The sequence below is a fragment of the Streptomyces sp. MUM 203J genome (genome assembly GCF_022414595.1).
In the GTDB taxonomy this organism is placed as follows: domain Bacteria; phylum Actinomycetota; class Actinomycetes; order Streptomycetales; family Streptomycetaceae; genus Streptomyces.
The window spans coordinates 31,510-49,800 of record NZ_JADWYO010000027.1 but is presented as its reverse complement, the minus strand read 5'-3'; the positions used below and the strand labels follow the sequence as shown (position 1 = coordinate 49,800).

Annotated in this window: 17 protein-coding genes; 2 read left to right on the top strand and 15 right to left on the bottom strand. The window is 73.8% G+C overall.

Translation table 11 applies throughout. The features are described 5' to 3' along the window. Positions 1–18: 18 nt before the first annotated feature. Both I3F58_RS15990 and I3F58_RS15985 read right to left on the bottom strand, forming a co-directional pair. Entirely contained in the window at positions 19–663 is a 645-nt protein-coding gene (locus I3F58_RS15990) for an FMN-binding negative transcriptional regulator (protein ID WP_240109277.1), read from the bottom strand. A 44-nt stretch (positions 664–707) separates the two neighbouring features. Next, on the bottom strand, positions 708–1,427 hold the full coding sequence (locus tag I3F58_RS15985) for a pyridoxamine 5'-phosphate oxidase family protein (RefSeq protein ID WP_374207981.1): 720 nt from the start codon (positions 1,425–1,427) through the stop codon (positions 708–710). A gap of 30 nt (positions 1,428–1,457) precedes the next feature. Here I3F58_RS15985 and I3F58_RS15980 point away from each other — a divergent pair, with 30 nt between their 5' ends. Beyond that, the gene (locus tag I3F58_RS15980) at positions 1,458–2,789 is read left to right on the top strand and encodes an aminotransferase class I/II-fold pyridoxal phosphate-dependent enzyme (RefSeq protein WP_240109275.1); all 1,332 of its coding nucleotides are present in this window, start codon (positions 1,458–1,460) and stop codon (positions 2,787–2,789) included. Between the two features lie 123 nt (positions 2,790–2,912). Here I3F58_RS15980 and I3F58_RS15975 read toward each other — a convergent pair whose 3' ends face one another. Further along, positions 2,913–3,884 (bottom strand): DMT family transporter, encoded by a 972-nt coding sequence (locus tag I3F58_RS15975; protein WP_240109274.1) that lies wholly within the window; start codon positions 3,882–3,884, stop codon positions 2,913–2,915. 74 nt (positions 3,885–3,958) lie between these two features. Between I3F58_RS15975 and I3F58_RS15970 the strand changes: the two genes are divergently transcribed. Further along, positions 3,959–4,879: a LysR family transcriptional regulator gene (locus tag I3F58_RS15970; RefSeq protein ID WP_240109273.1), complete on the top strand. Its 921-nt coding sequence runs from the start codon at positions 3,959–3,961 to the stop codon at positions 4,877–4,879. Here I3F58_RS15970 and I3F58_RS15965 read toward each other — a convergent pair. The 12 genes from I3F58_RS15965 to I3F58_RS15905 form a co-directional block, all read right to left on the bottom strand. Continuing rightward, positions 4,866–5,378 carry a Rieske (2Fe-2S) protein gene (locus tag I3F58_RS15965; protein ID WP_240109272.1) on the bottom strand — a complete coding sequence of 171 codons (513 nt, stop codon included), beginning with the start codon at positions 5,376–5,378 and terminating at the stop codon, positions 4,866–4,868. The genes I3F58_RS15970 and I3F58_RS15965 overlap by 14 nt on opposite strands. Positions 5,379–5,452: 74 nt before the next feature. Beyond that, positions 5,453–7,627 (bottom strand): prolyl oligopeptidase family serine peptidase, encoded by a 2,175-nt coding sequence (locus I3F58_RS15960; protein ID WP_240109271.1) that lies wholly within the window; start codon positions 7,625–7,627, stop codon positions 5,453–5,455. Between the two features lie 253 nt (positions 7,628–7,880). Next, positions 7,881–8,048: a hypothetical protein gene (locus tag I3F58_RS15955; protein WP_240109270.1), complete on the bottom strand. Its 168-nt coding sequence runs from the start codon at positions 8,046–8,048 to the stop codon at positions 7,881–7,883. A 138-nt stretch (positions 8,049–8,186) separates the two neighbouring features. Beyond that, complete coding sequence (locus I3F58_RS15950) at positions 8,187–8,645, bottom strand: cyclic nucleotide-binding/CBS domain-containing protein (RefSeq protein ID WP_240109269.1); 459 nt, start codon at positions 8,643–8,645, stop codon at positions 8,187–8,189. 11 nt (positions 8,646–8,656) lie between these two features. After that, complete coding sequence (locus tag I3F58_RS15945; protein WP_240109268.1) at positions 8,657–8,851, bottom strand: hypothetical protein; 195 nt, start codon at positions 8,849–8,851, stop codon at positions 8,657–8,659. Positions 8,852–8,952: 101 nt separating this feature from the next. Then, positions 8,953–10,428, bottom strand: coding sequence for an AAA family ATPase (locus tag I3F58_RS15940; protein ID WP_240109295.1), 1,476 nt, complete (start codon positions 10,426–10,428; stop codon positions 8,953–8,955). A gap of 103 nt (positions 10,429–10,531) precedes the next feature. Next, positions 10,532–11,398 (bottom strand): universal stress protein, encoded by an 867-nt coding sequence (locus I3F58_RS15935; protein WP_240109267.1) that lies wholly within the window; start codon positions 11,396–11,398, stop codon positions 10,532–10,534. Positions 11,399–11,736: 338 nt separating this feature from the next. Beyond that, positions 11,737–12,039, bottom strand: a complete 303-nt coding sequence (locus tag I3F58_RS15930; protein WP_240109266.1) for a DNA-binding protein — start codon at positions 12,037–12,039, stop codon at positions 11,737–11,739. A gap of 275 nt (positions 12,040–12,314) precedes the next feature. Next, a complete protein-coding gene (locus tag I3F58_RS15920; protein WP_240109265.1) occupies positions 12,315–13,733 on the bottom strand; it encodes a PP2C family protein-serine/threonine phosphatase in 1,419 nt (472 codons plus the stop codon). Positions 13,734–14,137: 404 nt separating this feature from the next. Further along, positions 14,138–15,004, bottom strand: coding sequence for a PfkB family carbohydrate kinase (locus I3F58_RS15915; protein ID WP_308355026.1), 867 nt, complete (start codon positions 15,002–15,004; stop codon positions 14,138–14,140). A 157-nt stretch (positions 15,005–15,161) separates the two neighbouring features. Next, complete coding sequence (locus tag I3F58_RS15910) at positions 15,162–15,656, bottom strand: PAS domain-containing protein (RefSeq protein ID WP_308355025.1); 495 nt, start codon at positions 15,654–15,656, stop codon at positions 15,162–15,164. Positions 15,657–15,936: 280 nt separating this feature from the next. Beyond that, on the bottom strand, positions 15,937–18,291 hold the full coding sequence (locus I3F58_RS15905; protein WP_240109263.1) for an FtsX-like permease family protein: 2,355 nt from the start codon (positions 18,289–18,291) through the stop codon (positions 15,937–15,939).

The following is an 18,291-nucleotide window of genomic DNA, read 5'->3' as shown; positions in this document are numbered from 1 at the left end:
CCTGCGCGTAAGCCGGGGTCACGCCCGGGCGCGGCGGCGCCGCTGCTGGGCGTGCGCCGCCGCGTCCAGCGGGGCGCCCCGGGCCGCGAGCCCGGCGGCTATCCGGTCCCCCACGGCCTCCGGCTTGTTGGCTCCGTACTTGAACTTGGCCCGCACGCCGGTCACCTCCAGCCGCAGCGCGCGCAGGCCGGGCAGCCGCCTGCTGTACGGCCCCTCGTCCACAGCCACCCGGGCCGAGCCGCCCTCCGGCTGGAAGTGGTCGACCTGGCGGTTGAGAAGCTCCGCCTTGGCGGCCGGATCGTCCACGATGTGCGCGGTGCAGACCAACTGGACCGCCGAGTAGAACGAGGTCGGCGTGCCGTGCTCGGGCGGGTCCTCAGGGGGTGCGGCCCAGGGGCCGGGGACGAACGCGTAGTCGTCGACGACGCTGAGCGTCACCCGGGGCCGGGCCTCCAGGTCCCGCCACAGCGGGTTGGGCCGGGCCAGGTGGGTGACGACCTCGCCGTACGGGCCGGGTTCGGAGTCGTACCGGAAGTGCAGTGGCTGGACCCACGGCGGGCCGTCGGCCGGGCCGTTGACGGCGAGCTGCCCGAAGTCGTGGTGCCCGAGCCACTCCCTCCACTCCGAGTCGTCCCGCGCCGCGTCCCAGGGATGGATGAGCATGGTGCCTGTCTCCCGGTCCCGTGTTCCTCCGTCCCGGCCAGGTCTCAGCGCTTCGGCGCGGCGAGGTAGCCGGGCAGGGCGATGGACGGCTCCAGGTCGCCGTTGGGGACGGGGGCGCCGTGGCGGGGCGCGACCGGGACGACTCCGGCCCAGTGGGGGAGACTCAGGTCCTCCGGCTCGTCGTTGGCGCCGCCGGTGCGCACCTTGGCGGACACCTCGGCCAGGTCGAGGCGGAGGACGGCGGTCGCTGCCAGCTCCTTGGCGTTGGCGGGGCGCGAGTCACGGGACCGGCCGGGGACGACCTGGTCGACGAGGGCGTCCAGCGCCATCCGCTTCTCCGCCTCGTCCGTGACCTGGCAAGCGATGCCGTGGACCACGGCCGAGCGGTAGTTGATCGAGTGGTGGAAGGCCGAGCGGGCCAGCACCAGGCCGTCGACGTGGGTGACGGTCACGCAGACCGCCAGCCCGGGTTCCTCCTCGCGCTGTTCGCGCGCCATCCGCAGGGGACGCGATCCTGTCGAGCCGTGGACGTAGAGCCGGTCGCCCACCCGTGCGTACAGCGTCGGCAGCACGACCGGAGCGCCGTCGCGCACGAAGCCGAGGTGGCAGAGGTAGGCCTCGTCGAGTATCGCGTGGACGAGAGTCTTGTCGTACGAGGCCCGCTCGCGGGAGCGGGTCGGGACGGTCCGCTCCGTCGGCTCGTAGGCCGGGAGCTCCGGTGCAGTTCCCGCGGTTGTCGTCGCTGCGGCTTCCGTCACGGCCATCCCCTATTGCACTAGTGCATAATGTTGTTTGTGCTAGGAGAATATCGGATCGAAGGGCGCCGCGCATCCGACATCGCGGCCAGTGTGGAGCGGGGTGTCGGCGCGGGAGCGCTGTCCCCTGGTGAACTGCTTCCTCCCATGCGGGAGTTGGCCAGGGATCTGGGGGTCAATCCGAACACCGTCGCCGCCGCCTACCGCACGCTGCGCGAGCGGGGGGTGATCGAGACCGCGGGGCGCCGGGGCAGCCGCGTGCGCTCCCGGCCCGCCACGACCGCCCGGGGCAGCGTGCGGATCGAGGCCCCCGAGGGTGTGCGGGACGTGGGCTCGGGCAACCCGGACACCTCGCTGCTCCCGCCGCTGGGCGAGGCGCTGGCGGCAGCGGCGCGGCAGAACGACGCGGCGCCCGGACTGTACGGGGAGGCCCCGGTGGACGAGGGGTTCGTACGGCTGGCGCGGGCCGCGCTGGACGCCGACGGGGTGCCCGCCGGTCCGGTCGCCGTCACCTCGGGGTCGCTGGACGCCATGGAGCGGGTCCTGGCGGCACACCTGCGGCCCGGGGACGCCGTGGCGGTCGAGGACCCGGGGTGGGGCAGCGTGCTGGACCTGGTGCCCGCCCTGGGGCTGCGGCCCGTCCCCGTACGGCTCGACGACGACGGGCCGCTGCCCGGCGAGGTCGAGCGGGCCCTGCAGGACGGGGCGCGGGCCCTGGTCGTGACCTGCCGGGCGCAGAACCCCACCGGGGCGGCGGTCGGCGCGGACCGGGCCCTGGAGCTGCGCCGCGTCCTGGCCGCCCACCCCGGGGTGCTGCTCGTGGAGGACGACCACGGGCACGGCTTCGTCGACGCCCCGCTGCACCCGCTCGCCGGAACCACCCGTCACTGGGCGTTCGTCAGGTCGGTCGCCAAGGCGTACGGGCCGGACCTCCGGGTGGCCGCGCTCACCGGGGACGAGGTCACCGTCGACCGGGTGCTGGGCCGCCAGCGGCTCGGCCCCGGCTGGGTGAGCCGGATCCTGCAGCGGGCCGTCGCCCACCTGTGGGGGGCCGGTGCCGTGGACGCGTTCGCCGTGGCGCGGTCCTACGGGGGGCGGCGCGAGGCCCTGCTCCGTGCCCTGGCGGCCCGCGGTGTGGAGGCGCACGGGCGCAGCGGGATGAATGTGTGGGTACCGGTCGACGACGAGACCGGCACCGTCGCCCGGCTGCTCCACGCGGGATGGGCCGTCACGCCCGGGGCCCGGTTCCGGCTCGCGTCCGGCCCGGGAGTGCGGCTCACCGTCTCCGCCCTGACGGCGGCCGACATCGAGCCCCTGGCGGAGGCGGTCGCGGCTGCCACGGGGCCGATGCCCGCACGCCGCTACGGCTGAGGGCGGGGCGGTGGGGGCACGGGTGGCGGCGTGGCCGCCGGGCTCCCGGCGGACGGGGCCGGCCCGCCCGGGCTCCCGGGCGGGTGTCGGGCCATCGGGTGCCGGGTGCCTGGCCGCCCCGGGTTACCGCTGCCGTGATGCGCGTGGGGTGCTGCGGCTCTGGGTGAGGGCCGCTCCGGCCAGCACGATGAGGGCGCCGACCGGCGTGTTCCAGGTGAGCTGCTCGTCCAGCAGGGTCACGCCGGCCGCCGTCGCGATGACCGGGATGAAGTACGTGACCATCTGCCCCGTGGTCGGCCCGACCTCCGCCACGATCCCGTACTGGAGCAGCATCGCCATCCCCGTGCCGAGCGCCCCCAGTGCGACGACCGCGAGCAGGGGGAGCAGCGGGAAGGCGGCGGGCGGACCGGCGAACAGCGGCGTGACCACGGCCAGCTGCGCCGTCGCCAGCATCAGCTGCGCTCCGGTCAGCGACAGATGCGACTCGGTCCGCCCGGCCAGTGTGCGCCGCACATAGATCCAGCCGATCGGGTAGCTCAGCGACGCGCCCAGCGCCATGGCGGTTCCGGCCGCGTCTATCCCCGAGAAGCCCTGCCAGGCGCCCAGGACCGTCAGCACTCCGAGGAAGCCCAGCCCGAGCCCTGCCACCCGCCGCCGCGTCGGCCGGTCCTCGGACAGCGCGACCAGCGACAGAGCCATGCCCCACAGCGGCGAGGTGGCGTTGCATATCCCCGCCAGCGTCGACGGGATCGTCAGCTCCGCGTAGGCGAAGAGCGAGAACGGCAGCGCGTTCAGGAAGAACGCCGCCACCGCCAGATGCCCCCAGGTGCGCGCCCCCCGCGGCAGTCCCGCCCTCCGCACCGCCATGGCCACGGCCAGCACCGCCGTACCGAACAGCAGCCGCCCGAACGTCACATGGAACGGCGCGAAGGCCTGCGTGCCCACCTTGATCAGAAGGAAGCTGAAACCCCAGACGAGCGCCAGTACGGCGAACCGGAGCCGCCAGTCGACGCGGGGCGGACGGGAGGAGGCGGCGGTGCCGGGCCCCGGGGCGCGGTCGGCCAGGGGCAGGCGAGGGCGGGTCGGGGTCGGCATGCCGTCCACGATGACCGGAACGATCTCTTAGGACAAGTGAGATTTCCTCAAGGGATCTGATTAGTATGACTTACATGTTGAATCTGGAGCGCCTGCGGACCCTGGACGCCCTCGCCCGTCACGGCTCGGTGAGCGGTGCCGCCGAAGGACTGCACGTCACGACCTCCGCCGTCTCCCAGCAACTGTCCAAGCTGGAGCGCGAGGTGGGACAGCAGCTCGTGGCCAGGAACGGCCGCGGCGTCCGGCTCACCGACGCCGGCGAGCTGCTCGCCTCGCACGCGGCCCGCATCCTTTCGCAGGTCGAACTCGCCCAGGCGGAGATCGAGGCCCAGCGCGGGCAGGTCGTCGGGGAGGTCCGCGTGGCCGGATTCCCGACCGCCGCACGCGGACTGTTCCCGCACGCCGTCACCTCCCTCCGGACCCTGCATCCCGATCTGCGCGTCCGCAGCAGCGAACTGGAGCCGGAGGACGGCATTCGCGCCGTCCTGCGCGGCGACGTGGACCTGGCCGTCGTCCTGGACTGGAGCAACAAGCGCCTCCCCGTCCCCGGCGGGCTCGTCCAGGCCGCGCTGCTCGACGACGCCGCCGACGTCGCGCTGCCCGTCACCCACCCGCTCGCCGGGCGCGCCGAGACCGGCCTGGAGGACTTCGCGGACGACGAGTGGGTGTCCTGGCCCGAGGGCGAGTTCTGCTACGAATGGCTGGTGTTCACCCTGCGCTCGCAGGGCATCGAGCCCCGCATCGCCCACTTCGCCGGAGAGCACCACACACAGCTCGCGCTCATCCAGGCCGGACTCGGGGTGTGCGTCACGCCCCGCCTCGGCCGCGGCCACGTGCCCGACGGTGTCGTGCTGGTCCCCGTACGGCAGCAGATGCGCCGTCACATCTACGCCGTGTGGCGCGCGGACGCCGACCGGCGGCCGTCCGTCCGCGCGGCCGTGGAGGCGCTGCGCGAGGCCGGGCGGGCCGTGGGTGAACCGGCTACGCGAGCGTGATCGAGTCGCCGTCCACGGTGATCGAGGCGGCCGCGAGCGGTGTGGTGGCGGGGCCCGCCTTCACACTGCCGTCCGTGGCGTCGAACTTGCTGCCGTGACAGGGGCAGTTGATGATCCCGTCGCTGATGTCCTTCACCGCGCAGCCCTGATGCGTGCACATGGCGGAGAACGCCTTGAACTCGCCCGCCGCGGGCTGGGTGACGACGATGCCCTGGTCGGCGAAGACCCGGCCCCCGCCCTCCGGGATGTCACTGGTCTTCGCCAGCACCTTTCCCGCGCCTCCCGAACCGCCCGAGTCACCTGAACTCCCGGCCGCGGCCGAACCGCCGGTCCCCGCCCCGGGGGCCGCCCCGCCGTTCACGGCGCCGGCCCCCGAGTCCTCCTTGCCGCCGCACGCCGTCAGCACGGCGACGATCCCCGCGCTCCCCGCAGCCGCGACGACGGTACGGCGCGCCAGCGGCCCGCCCGTTCCCTGCGCTGCCCCGCTCCCTACGGTCATGCATGGTCCCCTTCCACTCGCTCATCGACCTGTCGATCCGTCGCATGGGGGTACGCAGCGGGGCAGCGGGCCGTTCACACCCCGAGCGACCTTTTGAGGAAGCCGACTTCGAGGCGCAGCTGACCGGCCACCACCTCCTCCCGCATGACCCGGTGCGTCGCCCCCGGGAGCGGCAGCACCGTGTGCGGCCGGCCCGCCGCCAGGAGCGCGGAGGACAGCCGCAGCGTGTGCGCCGCCACCACGTTGTCGTCCGCCAGCCCGTGCACCAGCATCAGCGGACGGGACAGCCGGGGCGCCTCCGAGACGAGAGACGACCGCGCATACGCGTCGGGATCGGCCTCCGGGTGCCCGAGGAAGCGCTCCTCCCAGTGCGTGTCGTAGAGCCGCCGGTCCGCAGGCGCCGCTCCCGCGACCGCCGCGTGGAACACCTCCGGGCGGCGCAGTACGGCTCCGAGGGCGAGGTAGCCGCCGTACGACCAGCCCCTGATGCCGACCCGTCCCAGGTCCAGGCCCGGAAACCGTTCGGCCGCCGCGTGCAGGGCGTCCACCTGGTCCTCCAGGGCAGGCCCCAGCCGGTCACCGCGCACGGCCACCTCCCACGCCCGGCCCCGCCCCGGGGTGCCGCGCCCGTCGGTGACCAGCACCGCGAACCCCTGCTCCGCGAACCACTGGGCCACGGCGCTCGGCCACCCGTACGCCTCGACGGCCAGCTGCAGGCCCGGCCCTCCGTACGGGCTGAGCAGCACGGGCAGCGGCGCGCCCGACCCCGGTTCGTACCAGGAGGGCAGGTGCAGATGGCCGCGCAGCCGCCGGGCGCCCAACGACAGGTGCGAGACGCGCATGGACAGCGGCGGCCGCTCCGCCACGACTCCGATACCGGCCGTCGGCCGCCCGTCGCGCAGCACCGTCGCGGTGCGGCCGCCGCGTGTCGCGGAGGACACCACCACGGTGCCGCCGCCCACCGCCGCCGTGTGGAGGCCCGGCTCCCCGGTCACCTGCCGGAAGCCCGCCTCCGGTCCGTACGTCCACACGTGCGTCTGTGTGGGCTCCGCGCTCGCCGTGAAGAACACCTGCTCCCCGGACACGCCCACGACCTCGCGCACCTGGACGCCGGTCGGGGAGACGGCTCCCCCGATCTCCAGCCCGCAGGTGTCCCCCCGCACGGCCGGGACCACCAGCGCCCCCCGCGCGGTGCGGGCCGGCGTGCCCGGCAGGAGGGGCACCCAGGCGTCGTCCCGGCGGGTGCGCAGCGGACGGGCGGCGCCCGTACCCGGGTCGACCGCGAGGAGCACGGCGGTGCGCTGGTCCCGGGTCTGCGCCTCCACGAACGGGCCGTGCGCGTCCCACCCGGCAGCCGTCACGTACTCGTAGCGGGTGTCCGTCCACGTGCCCCCGGGGTGCCCGCCCGGGTCGGCCGCCGCCGGGAGCCGGACCGCAGTACGGTCTCCGTCCAGTGTCAGGACGTGCGCCGTCACCTCGGGGTTCGCGGTGCCCGCCGCCGGATGGCGCAGGACGCGCGGTGGCCGGGCGGGGTTCGCCGGGTCCGCCAGGAACCACCGTTCCACCCGGGCGTGGTCGACTCGCACGACCAGCAGGGCGTCCCCGTCCGGCGACCACCAGTACGCGCGCGAGCGGCCGATCGACTCCGCCGACACATGATCCACCAGGCCGTACGTGACATCCGGTGTCTCGGGCACGGCCAGGGCCCGGTCCCCCGTGCCGTCGGCGCCGACAACCCGCAGGGCACCCCCGGACACGTACGCGACACACGTGCCGTCCGGTGAGGGGCGCGGGTCGACGACCGGCCCGGCGGTGGGAATCCGCCGGGGAGCGCCGCCCTCCGTCCGGACCGCCCACAGGACACCGCCGAGCGCGAAGGCGGCGAGCCGGACATCCCGGTCCGCGGCGTAGTCGACGAGGCCCGACGTCATGTCGCGGGCGCGCTCCCTGCGTACCGATTCCTCCTCCGGTACGTCCGCGTCACCGGCATCTCCGGACGGGACGCGTGAGGGGGCCAGCGCAACCGGGTCGGCCAGGAGCCGTTCGACGCCGTCCGTGAACAGCCAGAGGCGGCCGACCGGATCGGTCCCCGACCCGGTGCGGACGAACAGCACCCGCGTCCCGTCGGGAGACACCGCGAACCGGCCCGGGACCCCGAGGGAGAAACGTCGGCTGCGGGCGAGGATCCGGGGAAACCCGGGAACGGCCGGGGGCGCCTCGGACGTGTCCGCGGAGGGAGGGGAAGTCATGGGCTGAGCATGACACTTGGGCGGATCATGTACGAGGCCGCAGTCAGCCCGTCGCCGCGCGAGCCACTGCCGCGCAGCCTGTCGGGGACGCCTTCCGAAGCCACGGCGATCCGCTGCGTCACGCCCCTGCGCGAGGGCGGCTCGCTCCCCGGGACCGTCGACGCCGGTTCCTGCGTCATGAAGTTGTCCACCTGGTGGCGCCGACCTGCGTCGGTACGGCTGTGCGCACCCCTGACCTGCGCGGATGATTCTTTCAGCGTCTCCCCTGATGTCCGAAGTCGAACGCCGACCGGCAGATGTCCGGCAGATCGGTCTCTTCTCTGCCGTGCCGGGTCACGACACCCCGCTCGACGAGTCCCGCCAGCGGCACGACGGGGTTCTCCGGACTCTGGCTCTGAATCGCTTCCAGATCCAGTCTCATCCGGACGCGATCGGCTGGGACGCCTAGAAGGACGTAGACGCGGTGGCCGCCGCCACCGAGGGCGCGGGGCTCGCCCGGACGGTCGCCCGCCTGCTGCCGCTCGGCGCAGTCAGGGGATGAGCGGCCGGGGGCGCATGGTCAGGCTCCGCTTGAACGGGTGTCCGTGGAGGGTGGCCCGGGTGGTTCCTCAAGGACGCTCCAGGCGACCGGGCCCAGGAGGTCGGCCAACCGCTGGAAGACGTCGATGAGCATGTCGTCCACGGTGAGGACGCCCACGACCCGGTGACCGTCCAGGACCGGTAGGCGGCGGACCCCGGCCGTGCGGAAGGTCCGGTAGGCCACGTGGACGTCGTCGGAGGCGCCCACCGTGATCACGGGCGAGCTCATCACCGCGTCGACCACCGTGTCCGTGCCGAGGCCCCCGGCGAGGGCGGCCAGTGCGAGGTCGCGGTCGGTGACGATGCCGCGGAGGGAGCCGCCCTCGGTGACGATCACGGAACCGACCCCGTACTCGGCCATCTCCCGGGCGACTTGTCGCAGCGGTGTCCGTGTGGGCACGGACACCGCCGGATGGCTCATCGCTTCGGAGACCTTCATCGGCCTGGTTCCTACAGCCCCTGGGACAGCAGCAGTTCGTGCGCCAGCCGTGCTCCGTGCGCCGCCTGCTTCTCCCGCTCGACGTCCTCCGAGGGGATCTCCTCCAGCCCTTCGGCGAGTGCTTTGACGGCCTGGGCCAGGACCTGCACCTGGGCCTCCAGGACACGCAGCCTCTCGTGCTCGTTCGGGGCGATGTTCTCGGACATCACGGTACGCCTTTCTTTCGGGGGAGCGGGCTCTCCCGGCTGTCGGGGTGGGTCGTGCCATGGGCGGGGCCGGGGGTCGGTCGCAACGGTGTCTTCGCTGCTTAGTCCGGCTCCATATACGGCCGGCGGAAGACCAGGGGGCCGGTGTCGTGCGGGCGTACGACTGCCAGCGCCTGAGCGACCGCGGCCTCCAGGGGGCCGCCGGTGTCGATCACGGCGGCTTCCGTCCACGGCGGCTCCCGCGCCGCCATGGTGAGCGCCACGCCGAGGTCGGCGTCGGACGGTCCGGCAGTGCGGCCTTCCAGGCGGGCCGCCGTCATCTCGTCCTGGACCTGGCAGCGCAGGGCCACGAGGTCCGCGCCGGCGCGTTCGGCCGCCCGCCGGGCTGCCTCGCGCTGTCCGGCGTCCGACCAGGTGGCGTCGAGAACGACGGACTCGCCCCTGGACAGCAGATCGGCCGCACGTTCCAGCAGGGCCGTGTAGGTCGTCGCGGTCCGCTCGGGCGTATACAGGCCCTCACCGTAGGGGGCCGGAGCGGGCCGGTCCGCCGGGATCCCCGCGAGCTCTTTGCGCAGGCGGTCGCTGCTGAGCAGCGTGACGCCGAGGCGGTCGGCCAGCGCACCCGACAGAGTGGACTTCCCGCTGCCGGGCAGCCCTCCCACGAGGATCAGGCGGACGGCGGCGGCACGCAGATGGCGCAGGGTCGTGGTGACCAGTCGCCGTGCGGCCAGATCCGCGTCAGGTGCGCCTTGGCGGGCCTGGATCAGGGAGACCTTGGCGCGGACGAAGGCGCGGTAGGCGACGTAGTGGTGTTGCAGCGAGGGTGGTGCGGGGTCGCCGGAGTACTCGCTGTACCGGGCGAGGAAGAACGCCGCCAGATCCGGGGCGTCGAGCTGTTCCAGGTCCATCGCGAGGAACGCGGCGTCGTCCAGGGCGTCGACGTAGCGGAGGTGGTCGTCGAATTCCAGACAGTCCAGGACGCGGGGGCCGTCGTCGAGGCAGAAGACGTCCTCGGCGAGCAGGTCGCCGTGCCCGTCGACGATCCGGCCCTGCTCGATCCGCATCTCGAACAGCCGCTCACGGCCCGCGAGATAGCGGCGGACCAGCCGTTCCACCTCCTCCACGCCCTCGGACACACGGCCTTCTCCGCCCATCTCACGGACCTGCGCGAAGCTCGCCTCCCAGCGCGAGGACAAAGCGTCGCTCGTGCCTTGCGCGTCCACGTCCGGAGTGCGGGGTGCGCTCGCGTGACGGGTGGCGAGCAGCCGGGCGACGGCCCGCAGGGCATCGTCGACAACCGCGCCCTCCCGTACGAGCCGGGACAGACGGCGCTCCGCCGGCATGCGGCGCATCACCACGAGGGGCTCGGGAGTCTCCGCGTCGCCCGGGACACGGATCTCGCCCACGCCCAGATAGACATCCGGAGCGAAACGGCGGTTGAGAGCGACTTCCCGCTCACACGCGACCCGCCGTGCCTCCACAGTGGTGTAGTCGAGGAACTTCAGATCGACCGGCTTCTTGAGCTTGTAGGCGCGGTCGCCGACGAAGAACACGACCGCCGTATGGGTCTCGCGCACCTCCGCTCGCGGGAGCGTGCCGGTGTCAGAGGCGACGTCCGGCCGGGGCGTGGCGGTGTGCTTCTGGCGCACCGTCGCGATCTGCTCGTTCAACGGGGTCGGCTCAGTCATGGGGGACGACGGCGACGGGGCAGCGCGCGTGGTGCAGGGCGGCATGGGCCACGGGACCGAGGCGGGGTGCGAGCGGGGGACGGTGCTTGCGGCGGCCGACGACCAGCAGTTCGGCACCCTCGGCGGCGCGCACGAGGGCCTCGGCCGGGCTTTCGAGGCGGACGGCATCGACCGGCTCCACGCCGGGGAACTTCTCGCGCCAGGGGTGAAGGACCTGACCCAGCTGCTTCTCCGCGTCCTGTGTGATCTCCTCGGCGACGTCGTGGTCCACGCCCCAGGGGGTGTGTGCGTGGAGCGGCAGGCTGCGACCGTGGACGACCTGGAGGGGTACGCCGCGCGCTGCGGCGGCCTCGAAGGCGAAGGCGAGCAGGTCGTCGCAGGGGCCGTGCAGCTTCAGCGCCACCATGACGCTGCGGGGGACGGGAGACGAGCCCTGTTCGCGGGACTCGGGACGCACCAGGACCACGGGCCGGGTGGCCCGTGCCACGAGGGCCATGCTGACGGAGCCGAGGAAGTAGCTCTCGGCGGGAGTCAGGCCGAGTGAACCGAGCACGGTCAGCTCGGACTCCGATGCCGCCTGGAGCAGCGCGTTCTGGGCGTCGTCGGCCACCAGGCTGCCGATGATCAGGAGTCCCGGGTGGCGCGCCTGGAGTTCGGCCCGCGCATGACGCACGAGCCGTCTTGCCCAGTAGTTCTGGTCCAGCTCCGAAGGGACCACCGTCGGTTCGGGCGCCAGCGGGGGCCAGGCATGCAGCAGCCGCAGGGTGGCCTTGCGGCGCTCGGCCTCGTCGGCGGCCCAGCGGGCGGCGGTCATGCTCTCGGGTGAGCCGTCGAGACCGACGGTGACGACTGACTCCACGGCGGCTGCCTTCCTCTCGTGCGGTCCCGGGACGGACGGACAAGCACGCTCAAGACCGAAGCAGCCCGCGTGCTCACGATTCGAGGAGTACCCCAGATCGTCCCGCCCCGCATGCGGGGCGGGACGTGACCGGGCCGGGGAGCGCTGTGGCGTCGTGGCCGTGCGTCTGAGGGACGGACCGGTCCCTGAGAGCCGTGCCCTGTTCGGCGGCCGTCGGTTGCTGCGGGGCCCCGGGGGATCCGCCCACTCCATCCACAACCGGCGCATCGAGGGGCTGCTCAGTGCCTACGGACGTCCACTCGCCCCGGAGGAGCACCGGTCGGGTGATGCGCGGTGAGTCAGATCTTGATCACGGTTGCGCGTCCGCCGCACGGCGTCGTGAGGTCCTCGGAGCCGGGGGCGAGGACCGTGAACGGCCCGGGTGCGGCGAGCGCGGTGGCGGCGTGGCGGGCGATGGGCCCGGTGACCGGCTCGACGACGAGCCGAGAGAGCGTCCATTCCAGGACCGGGCGGTTGATGCGGGGGAGGACCACACCGACGAGGGTGGCCGCGGAGGTGATCACGCGGAGGCCGTCGGCGCGGGCCAGGTCGAGCCGGCCGGTGACGGTGCGGTCGCGCGGGACGGCCTTGGCCAGTCCCACGCCGTTGAGGACGAGGGTGCCGCCGGTGACCGCCGGGGAACGGGTCGCCCGGCGCTCGCCCCGGGCTGGGGCTGCTCGCCTCGTGCCTGGCTGAGCCGGTCGCGCAGGGCCCGGAGCTCCTCGTCCGTGACGGGTCCGTGTCCGGCCTCGGCGACGGTGATGAGCTTGAGGCTGTCGCGTTCGATCGGGCGGGCGACGGCCGCGGCCACGTGGGCGGACAGGCTGGAGGAGCCGCTGCGGGCCCGTCGGCCGGGGGCAGGAGAGTGGGCCGAGGGTCATGGTTCTCGGCGGGCGGTACGTGCGTCGGATCTCCGGTGGGGAGAGCGGATGAGCGCTTCGCAACGAGGTTCGACCTCTGCCGTGGGCGGCGTGCGCAGGGCGAGGATGGCCATGTCGTCGTGGCCGTCGCTGGGGTGGTGGTCGGCCAGGGTGTCGACGAAGTCCTGCAGGGGCAGGCCGATGTAGGCGGTGGCGAGTTCGGCGAGTCGCGTCAGTCCGTCGTCGATGGTGCGGGCGGGGTGTTCGACGAGGCCGTCGGTGTAGAGGACCACGGTGGCTCCAGGGGGCAGGGGGCGGGTGTGGTCGGGGCGGCGCTGCTCGGTGCTCACGGCGAGCGGCAGGCCGGGTTCGGCGTGGAGGTGGTGGGCCTGCCGGTCGGGGGTGATCAGAAGTGGGGGGAGATGGCCGGCGGTGCTCCAGAGCAGCGTCCAGCCGTCGGCGCCCGCGGGTTCGATGCGGGCGAGGCAGGCGGTGGTGACGGGCAGATCGGTGATCGCGTGGAGGGTGCGGTCGAGCTGGTGCAGGATGGTGCTGGGCGGGGTGAGGCGGTCGTAGAGCAGGGCGCGGAGCATGCTGCGGGTCTGGGCCATGGCGGCGGCCGCGTGCAGGTCGTGGCCGACGACGTCGCCGATGACGGCGGCGCAGGCGTTGTCGGGCAGCCAGAGGGCGTCGTACCAGTCTCCGCCGAGGTGGCCCGGCGTGGCGGCGGGGCGGTACGTGGCGGCGCCGGTGAAGGGGTACAGGTCGGGCAGGGCGGGCAGCAGGAGACGCTGGAAGTGTTCGGCGCTGTCGCGGTGTGCTTCGAGGAGGCGGATGTTCTCGATGGCGATGCCGGCGGCTCCGGCCAGGGTGATGACCACGGCCTCGTCGTCGCCGTCGAAAGGGCGGCCGTCGCGTCGTTCGGACAGGTAGAGGTCGCCGTAGATCGTGCCGCGGACGGTGATGGCGACGCCCAGGAGGGTGCGCATCGGCGGGTGGCCGGGCGGGAACCCCACCGAGGCCGGGTGGGACGCGATGTCGTCGACGCGCAGGGGCCCGGGGTTGTGGATCAGGTGTCCGAGAACGCCGCGTCCGCGGGGGAAGGCGGTCCCGGCCAGGGCGGCGCGCTCGGACTCCGACAGGCCGGCGGTGATGAACTGCTCCAGTTCCTCGCCGGACTCGTCCAGCACGCCCAGCGCTCCGTAGCGGGCGCCGGTCAGATCCATGGCCGTGGTGACGAAGCGGTGCAGTACGGCCGACAGGTCCTCTTCCCTGCTCATGGCCAGCACCGCGTCCAACAGGCCCTGCAGCCGGTCCTTGGCGGCGGCCAGCTCCCTCAGATTCCGGGCGATCTCGTCGAGCTGGGTGCCCGGTCGCAGCCCGGACCGCAGGTGTGCGGCGTGCGGCTGTCCCGAATCCTCCTCGCCGTCCGCCATCACCGGTGTCCCGCCGCCCGGCGCCCCGCACCGACGGCTCGCAGCCGGCAGGCTCCCCGCTGGACGGGGGTGCCGGCGAGAGCTGTCTTGACTGTGGGAGGCCCGGAGAGACGGGAGATCCGCGAGGGCTGCATGAAGGGCATCGTGCCAGCGCGAGTGTCCGGACGCGGGTGTTGGCCGAGGGTGTGTCCCGCAGGCGTGGCCTCGCGGGGGGCTGGGTGGCGAGCGCGCCCGGATCCGGGGCGATGCGCTGCCAAGCGGTCGTGGTCGGGGTCGCGCCGTGCGGGAGCAGTGCGGCCGGAATGCGTGGTGGCCGGCTGAAGCCTCCGGGCCGGTGCCGGGGGAGGACACGGGGACCGTTTCGGCGAGCGCGGCCCTCCCGGCACCGGCCGAAGGGGCCGTGCTCAGGCAGGCGAAGAGCCGAGGGGCTGGAAGCCGCTCATCACCTGGGGGCGGAGGGACTGAGCTGTTTCCGGGTCGAAGGACTCGGTGCTGGGGGTGAGAACCGCTGCGGCGGCCACGGCCACCCCCAGGGCGCAGGCGCTGACGGGATCGTCGCCGGCGGCCAGCCGTGCGGCGATGGCGGCCACCATGCCGTCGCCCGCCCCGGCGTCACTCAACGGCTCGCCGGGAAGCGGTGGCGCGTGCAGCACGGTGTGGCCGTGGCGGGTCGAACCTACCGCGCCCAGCGCCCCGACCGTGGTGACGGCGACTTCGGCGGCACCTGTGGTGAGCAGGTGCTCGTTGACGGCACGCGCGTCGTCGAAGCCGAGGACGTTCCGGCCGGTCAGGGCCGCGGCCTCGGTCCGGTTGCATCTGAGGAGGAGGACGCCTTCCGTGAGTGCTCCGCTGAGTGCCGGACCGGAGGTGTCCAGGATCAGCCGGGCCCCGGCTTGCTTGATGCGGCGGGCGGCCCGCGCGTAGAAGTCGGCGGGCAGGCCGCGGGGAAGGCTTCCACTGGCCACGACGTACGGGCAATCGCCGACGGCCCGCTCCAGTACGTCGAGGCACCGCAGCCCCTGGTGGTAGCTGTGGCGTGTTTCGGTCTCGAACAGCACGAGCGCTTCGCGGGTCTCGTCCTCGATGCCGACGGCGACGTGGTCGACGCCTTCCCCGTCCAGCAGCCGGTTCAGGCGGAGGCCGACCTCGCCTCCGGCGGTGTGGACGGCGGTGGCCCGCCCTCCCAGCCGTACGACAGCCCGGGCCACGTTGATCCCTCCGCCTCCGGCAGCCACTCCCCATTGGCCCGTCGCCGTCCTGTCGCTGTTCACCGCCGGGCATCGACCGTCGACGGGAGATCGCAACCGGCGCTGCAAGGGACCGCATGTCACATGGAAGCCGGGGGCGACGCGCCCCGGTGGGGCTGCGGCAGGTGCTTGTGTGAAGTGCGGGCGCGATGACGTCGCTTCGGGTCGGTGTCGTGCTGGATCACCCTGTCCGGGCTGCGTACAGCTCGGCCTCCAGAGCCTCCCGCCCGGTCGGCGGCCCGGTGGGCGGCGGCAGGCCGCCGGAGGCGCGGGACCGGATGAACGCGGTCACATCCTCCACCCGGTGGATGATGCACTCCGCGGTGCCGTCCGGGGCGGGGATCGGGGTGTCGAACGGCGGCCACCAGCGCTCCTCGAAGGTGCCGGGCCGGTCCGTGACGGGGATGTCGTGCCTGTGCAGAGCCATGGTGTCCGGCTCGCGCGAGAGAAGGACACGGTGCGGGGAGGCGTTCAGGTTACGGACCCCGTCGGCATCGGGGTCGGCCGGGTTGCCAGAGAAGGCGTCGGAGAGGTACCGCCCCAGCAGCTCCTCCCGGGTGCGGCCGGTAGCCACCGGACAGGCCCGGTTCACCTCCGCGATCACCAGGTTCGAGCCCAGCACCAGATACGGGCTCGGTGCCGCCGCGAACAGCGTCGCACAATCCGGGTCCGCCATGACCCACCCCTTCATGTCATGGTCTCACCCGCGCATCACCTCACCCCTTCTCCCTTCTCCACGGGGGATGCCGACCGGCTGCGAGGGTGCCGCTGCCAAGACCGCGACGGGCTCGATCTGTCCGCGCCGCCGCAGGACACCGACGCGCGGTCGCACCCCATCGGATCCCGCGCCGCCGAGCCGCGCCGTGGGCGATCCGGCCCGGCGGCCTGGATGCCGCGCCCGCGCACCCTGGCGGGCCCCGGCGCACGAGGCCCGGCATCCCGCTCGCACCCCACCGTCATCGCGCGCGTTCCCGTACCACCCGTGCGATGTCCAGGCGGCGTACGGCGCGTGCGGCGGGAAGCTGGGAGAGCGCGGCGGCCGTCAGGACCGCTGCCGCGCTCAGGGCCGGTGCGGGCCAGCCCAGTGACAGCCGCAGGGTGAAGAGGTCACTGCTGAAGGAGCGGAGGAAGGCCCAGGCCGCCGCCGTGCCGACGGCCAGGCCGAGAGGGAGGGCCAGCAGTACGGCGGTGAGGTTCTCGGCGGCCAGCAGTCCGGCGACGCGGCGCAGGGGGACTCCGGCGGCGCGCAGAGTGGCCAGTTCGGCGGTGCGTTCGGCGACGTTCACGGTCATCGTCACGTAGATGACAGTGAAGGCGAGTGCGCCGCCGAGGACCAGCATGCCGCCGATGAAGACCCAGAACAGGCCCAGGTAACGGTTGATCTCCTCGCGCAGCGCGTGCTCGTCGGTGTAGGCGAGCACCCCGGGCAGCCCCAGCACCGCAGTGCGCACCTCCTCACGGTCCGCGCCGTCGGTGAAGCGCAGCAGGTGGCCGGTCTGGCCGTTGCCGGCCACCGCCCCGACGGTGCCGCGGGCGGCGTAGAGCGCGGTGCCCAGCGGTTCCTCCACCAGTCCGGCGAGTCTGACCTGGAGGCCGGGCCGCCCGGGAGCCGTGAGGGTGATCGGGTCGCCAGGGCGCACGTGCAGGCGGTCGGCCAGCGCCGCCCCGGCGAGGACTCCGTCGTCCGGCAGGTCCCGCCAGTGCCCGGACGGAGTCCGGAACCCGTGCATGACGGTGCCGGGCTGAAAGCCGGTCAGGTCCGTGGCGTACGAGCGGCCGTCGTGGGAGGCGGTCACGCGGACCGTGGTCACGGGCTCCACGGAGCTCACCCCGCGGACCGCGCCCAACTGCCGGGTGAGGTCTCCGGCTCCGGGGTCGCTGATCACCGTGGCGTCCTGCCGCTGCACACGTTCGAAGTGCTCGGCGAGCGCGGCCCGCATGGAGGTGATCATTCCCGCCGAGGCCAGGACCAGGACGAGTGCCAGGACGCTGCCGGTCATGGTGGCGAGGGTGCGCCGACGGCTGCGGGCCAGGTCGCGCAGGGCCATCCGCCAGGTGAGCGGGACGCGGCGGAACCCGGTGAGCAGCCGCCCCCAGCGGCGCGGCCGGAACAGCGGTGCCGCCCGCCCACGCATCGCCTCGGCGGGCGGGGTACGGGCGGCGGACAGGGCCGGCACCCCGCCGGCGACCACACCCACCAGCACGCCGAAGAGCAGCCCCGTGACGACGGTGCCCGGGTGACGGCCGATCACCGTGTCGGGTACGTCCAGGGCGGAGGTGTAGGCGCGGGTCACCGCCGCCGTGGCGACCGCGCCCAGCACCGTCCCGGCGACCGCCCCGGCCGTCCCCGTCAGCACCGCGTGACCGAGATAGTGCCGTACCACGGCTCCTCGGCGGGCCCCGGCCGCCAGCAGGGTGCCGATCACCGTGCGTTCGGCGAGCACGAGGCGGGTGAGCAGGACGTGGGCGGCCACAGCGGCGGCCGACAGGAACAGCAGCGGAAAGGCGACAGCCAGCTCGGAGAACCCCCGCAGGTCTTCGGCCAGGGCAGCGTTCGAGGGCTGGTCGGCCCGCGTGACCACGTCGACTGCGCCCGCCTCCCGCAGCGCCCGCGCCACCTGTGCGGCGGCGTCGGCGGAGTGGCGGGCGGGGCCGGTGAGCTCGACCAACGCCTGGTCGGGGGCGGCGAGCCCGGCGAGCGAGCGCGTGGTGGGCTCCGGGACGAAGAGCACCGCGAAGGAGTGCGGGTCGACAATCAGCTCCTGGCGGCTGGGCGCGGGCCACAGGTACTCCGGGGACACCGCGATGCCGCGGACCGTCAGTGACCGCCATCCGCTGCCGTCGAACACCTGAACCGTGTCGCCGGGTGCCAGGCCGAAGGTGTTCGCGGCGTGCCGCTCGACCAGGATGCCCGACAGGTCGCCCGGGGCCGGCCGGGCGCCGCGGACCACGTCGACGCCGTCCACCGCGGGCTGCCGGCCGTCGGCGGGGAGCCCGGTCACCCGGCCCCGCAGTCTGCCGTCGCCGATCTCGACCGGAAGATCGGCCTCCGTGCGGGTGGCGACGGCCGCCACTCCGTCCAGGCCGCGCACCGCCGCCGCGAGCCGCCGGGCGTCGTCGCCGCGCGCCGTCAGATCGGCGAAGTGCAGCCGCTGGTAGGTGCGGTCGTAGGAGGCGCTCAGGTTGCGGTAGGCGTCGTAGCTGGCGGTGAAGAGGGTGACGCCGAGCATCACCGTCACCGCGACCGCGGCGAACTGGGTCAGGCGCCGCCGCAGATCACGCCGGGTCTTGGTGAACAGTACGCGGTTCAT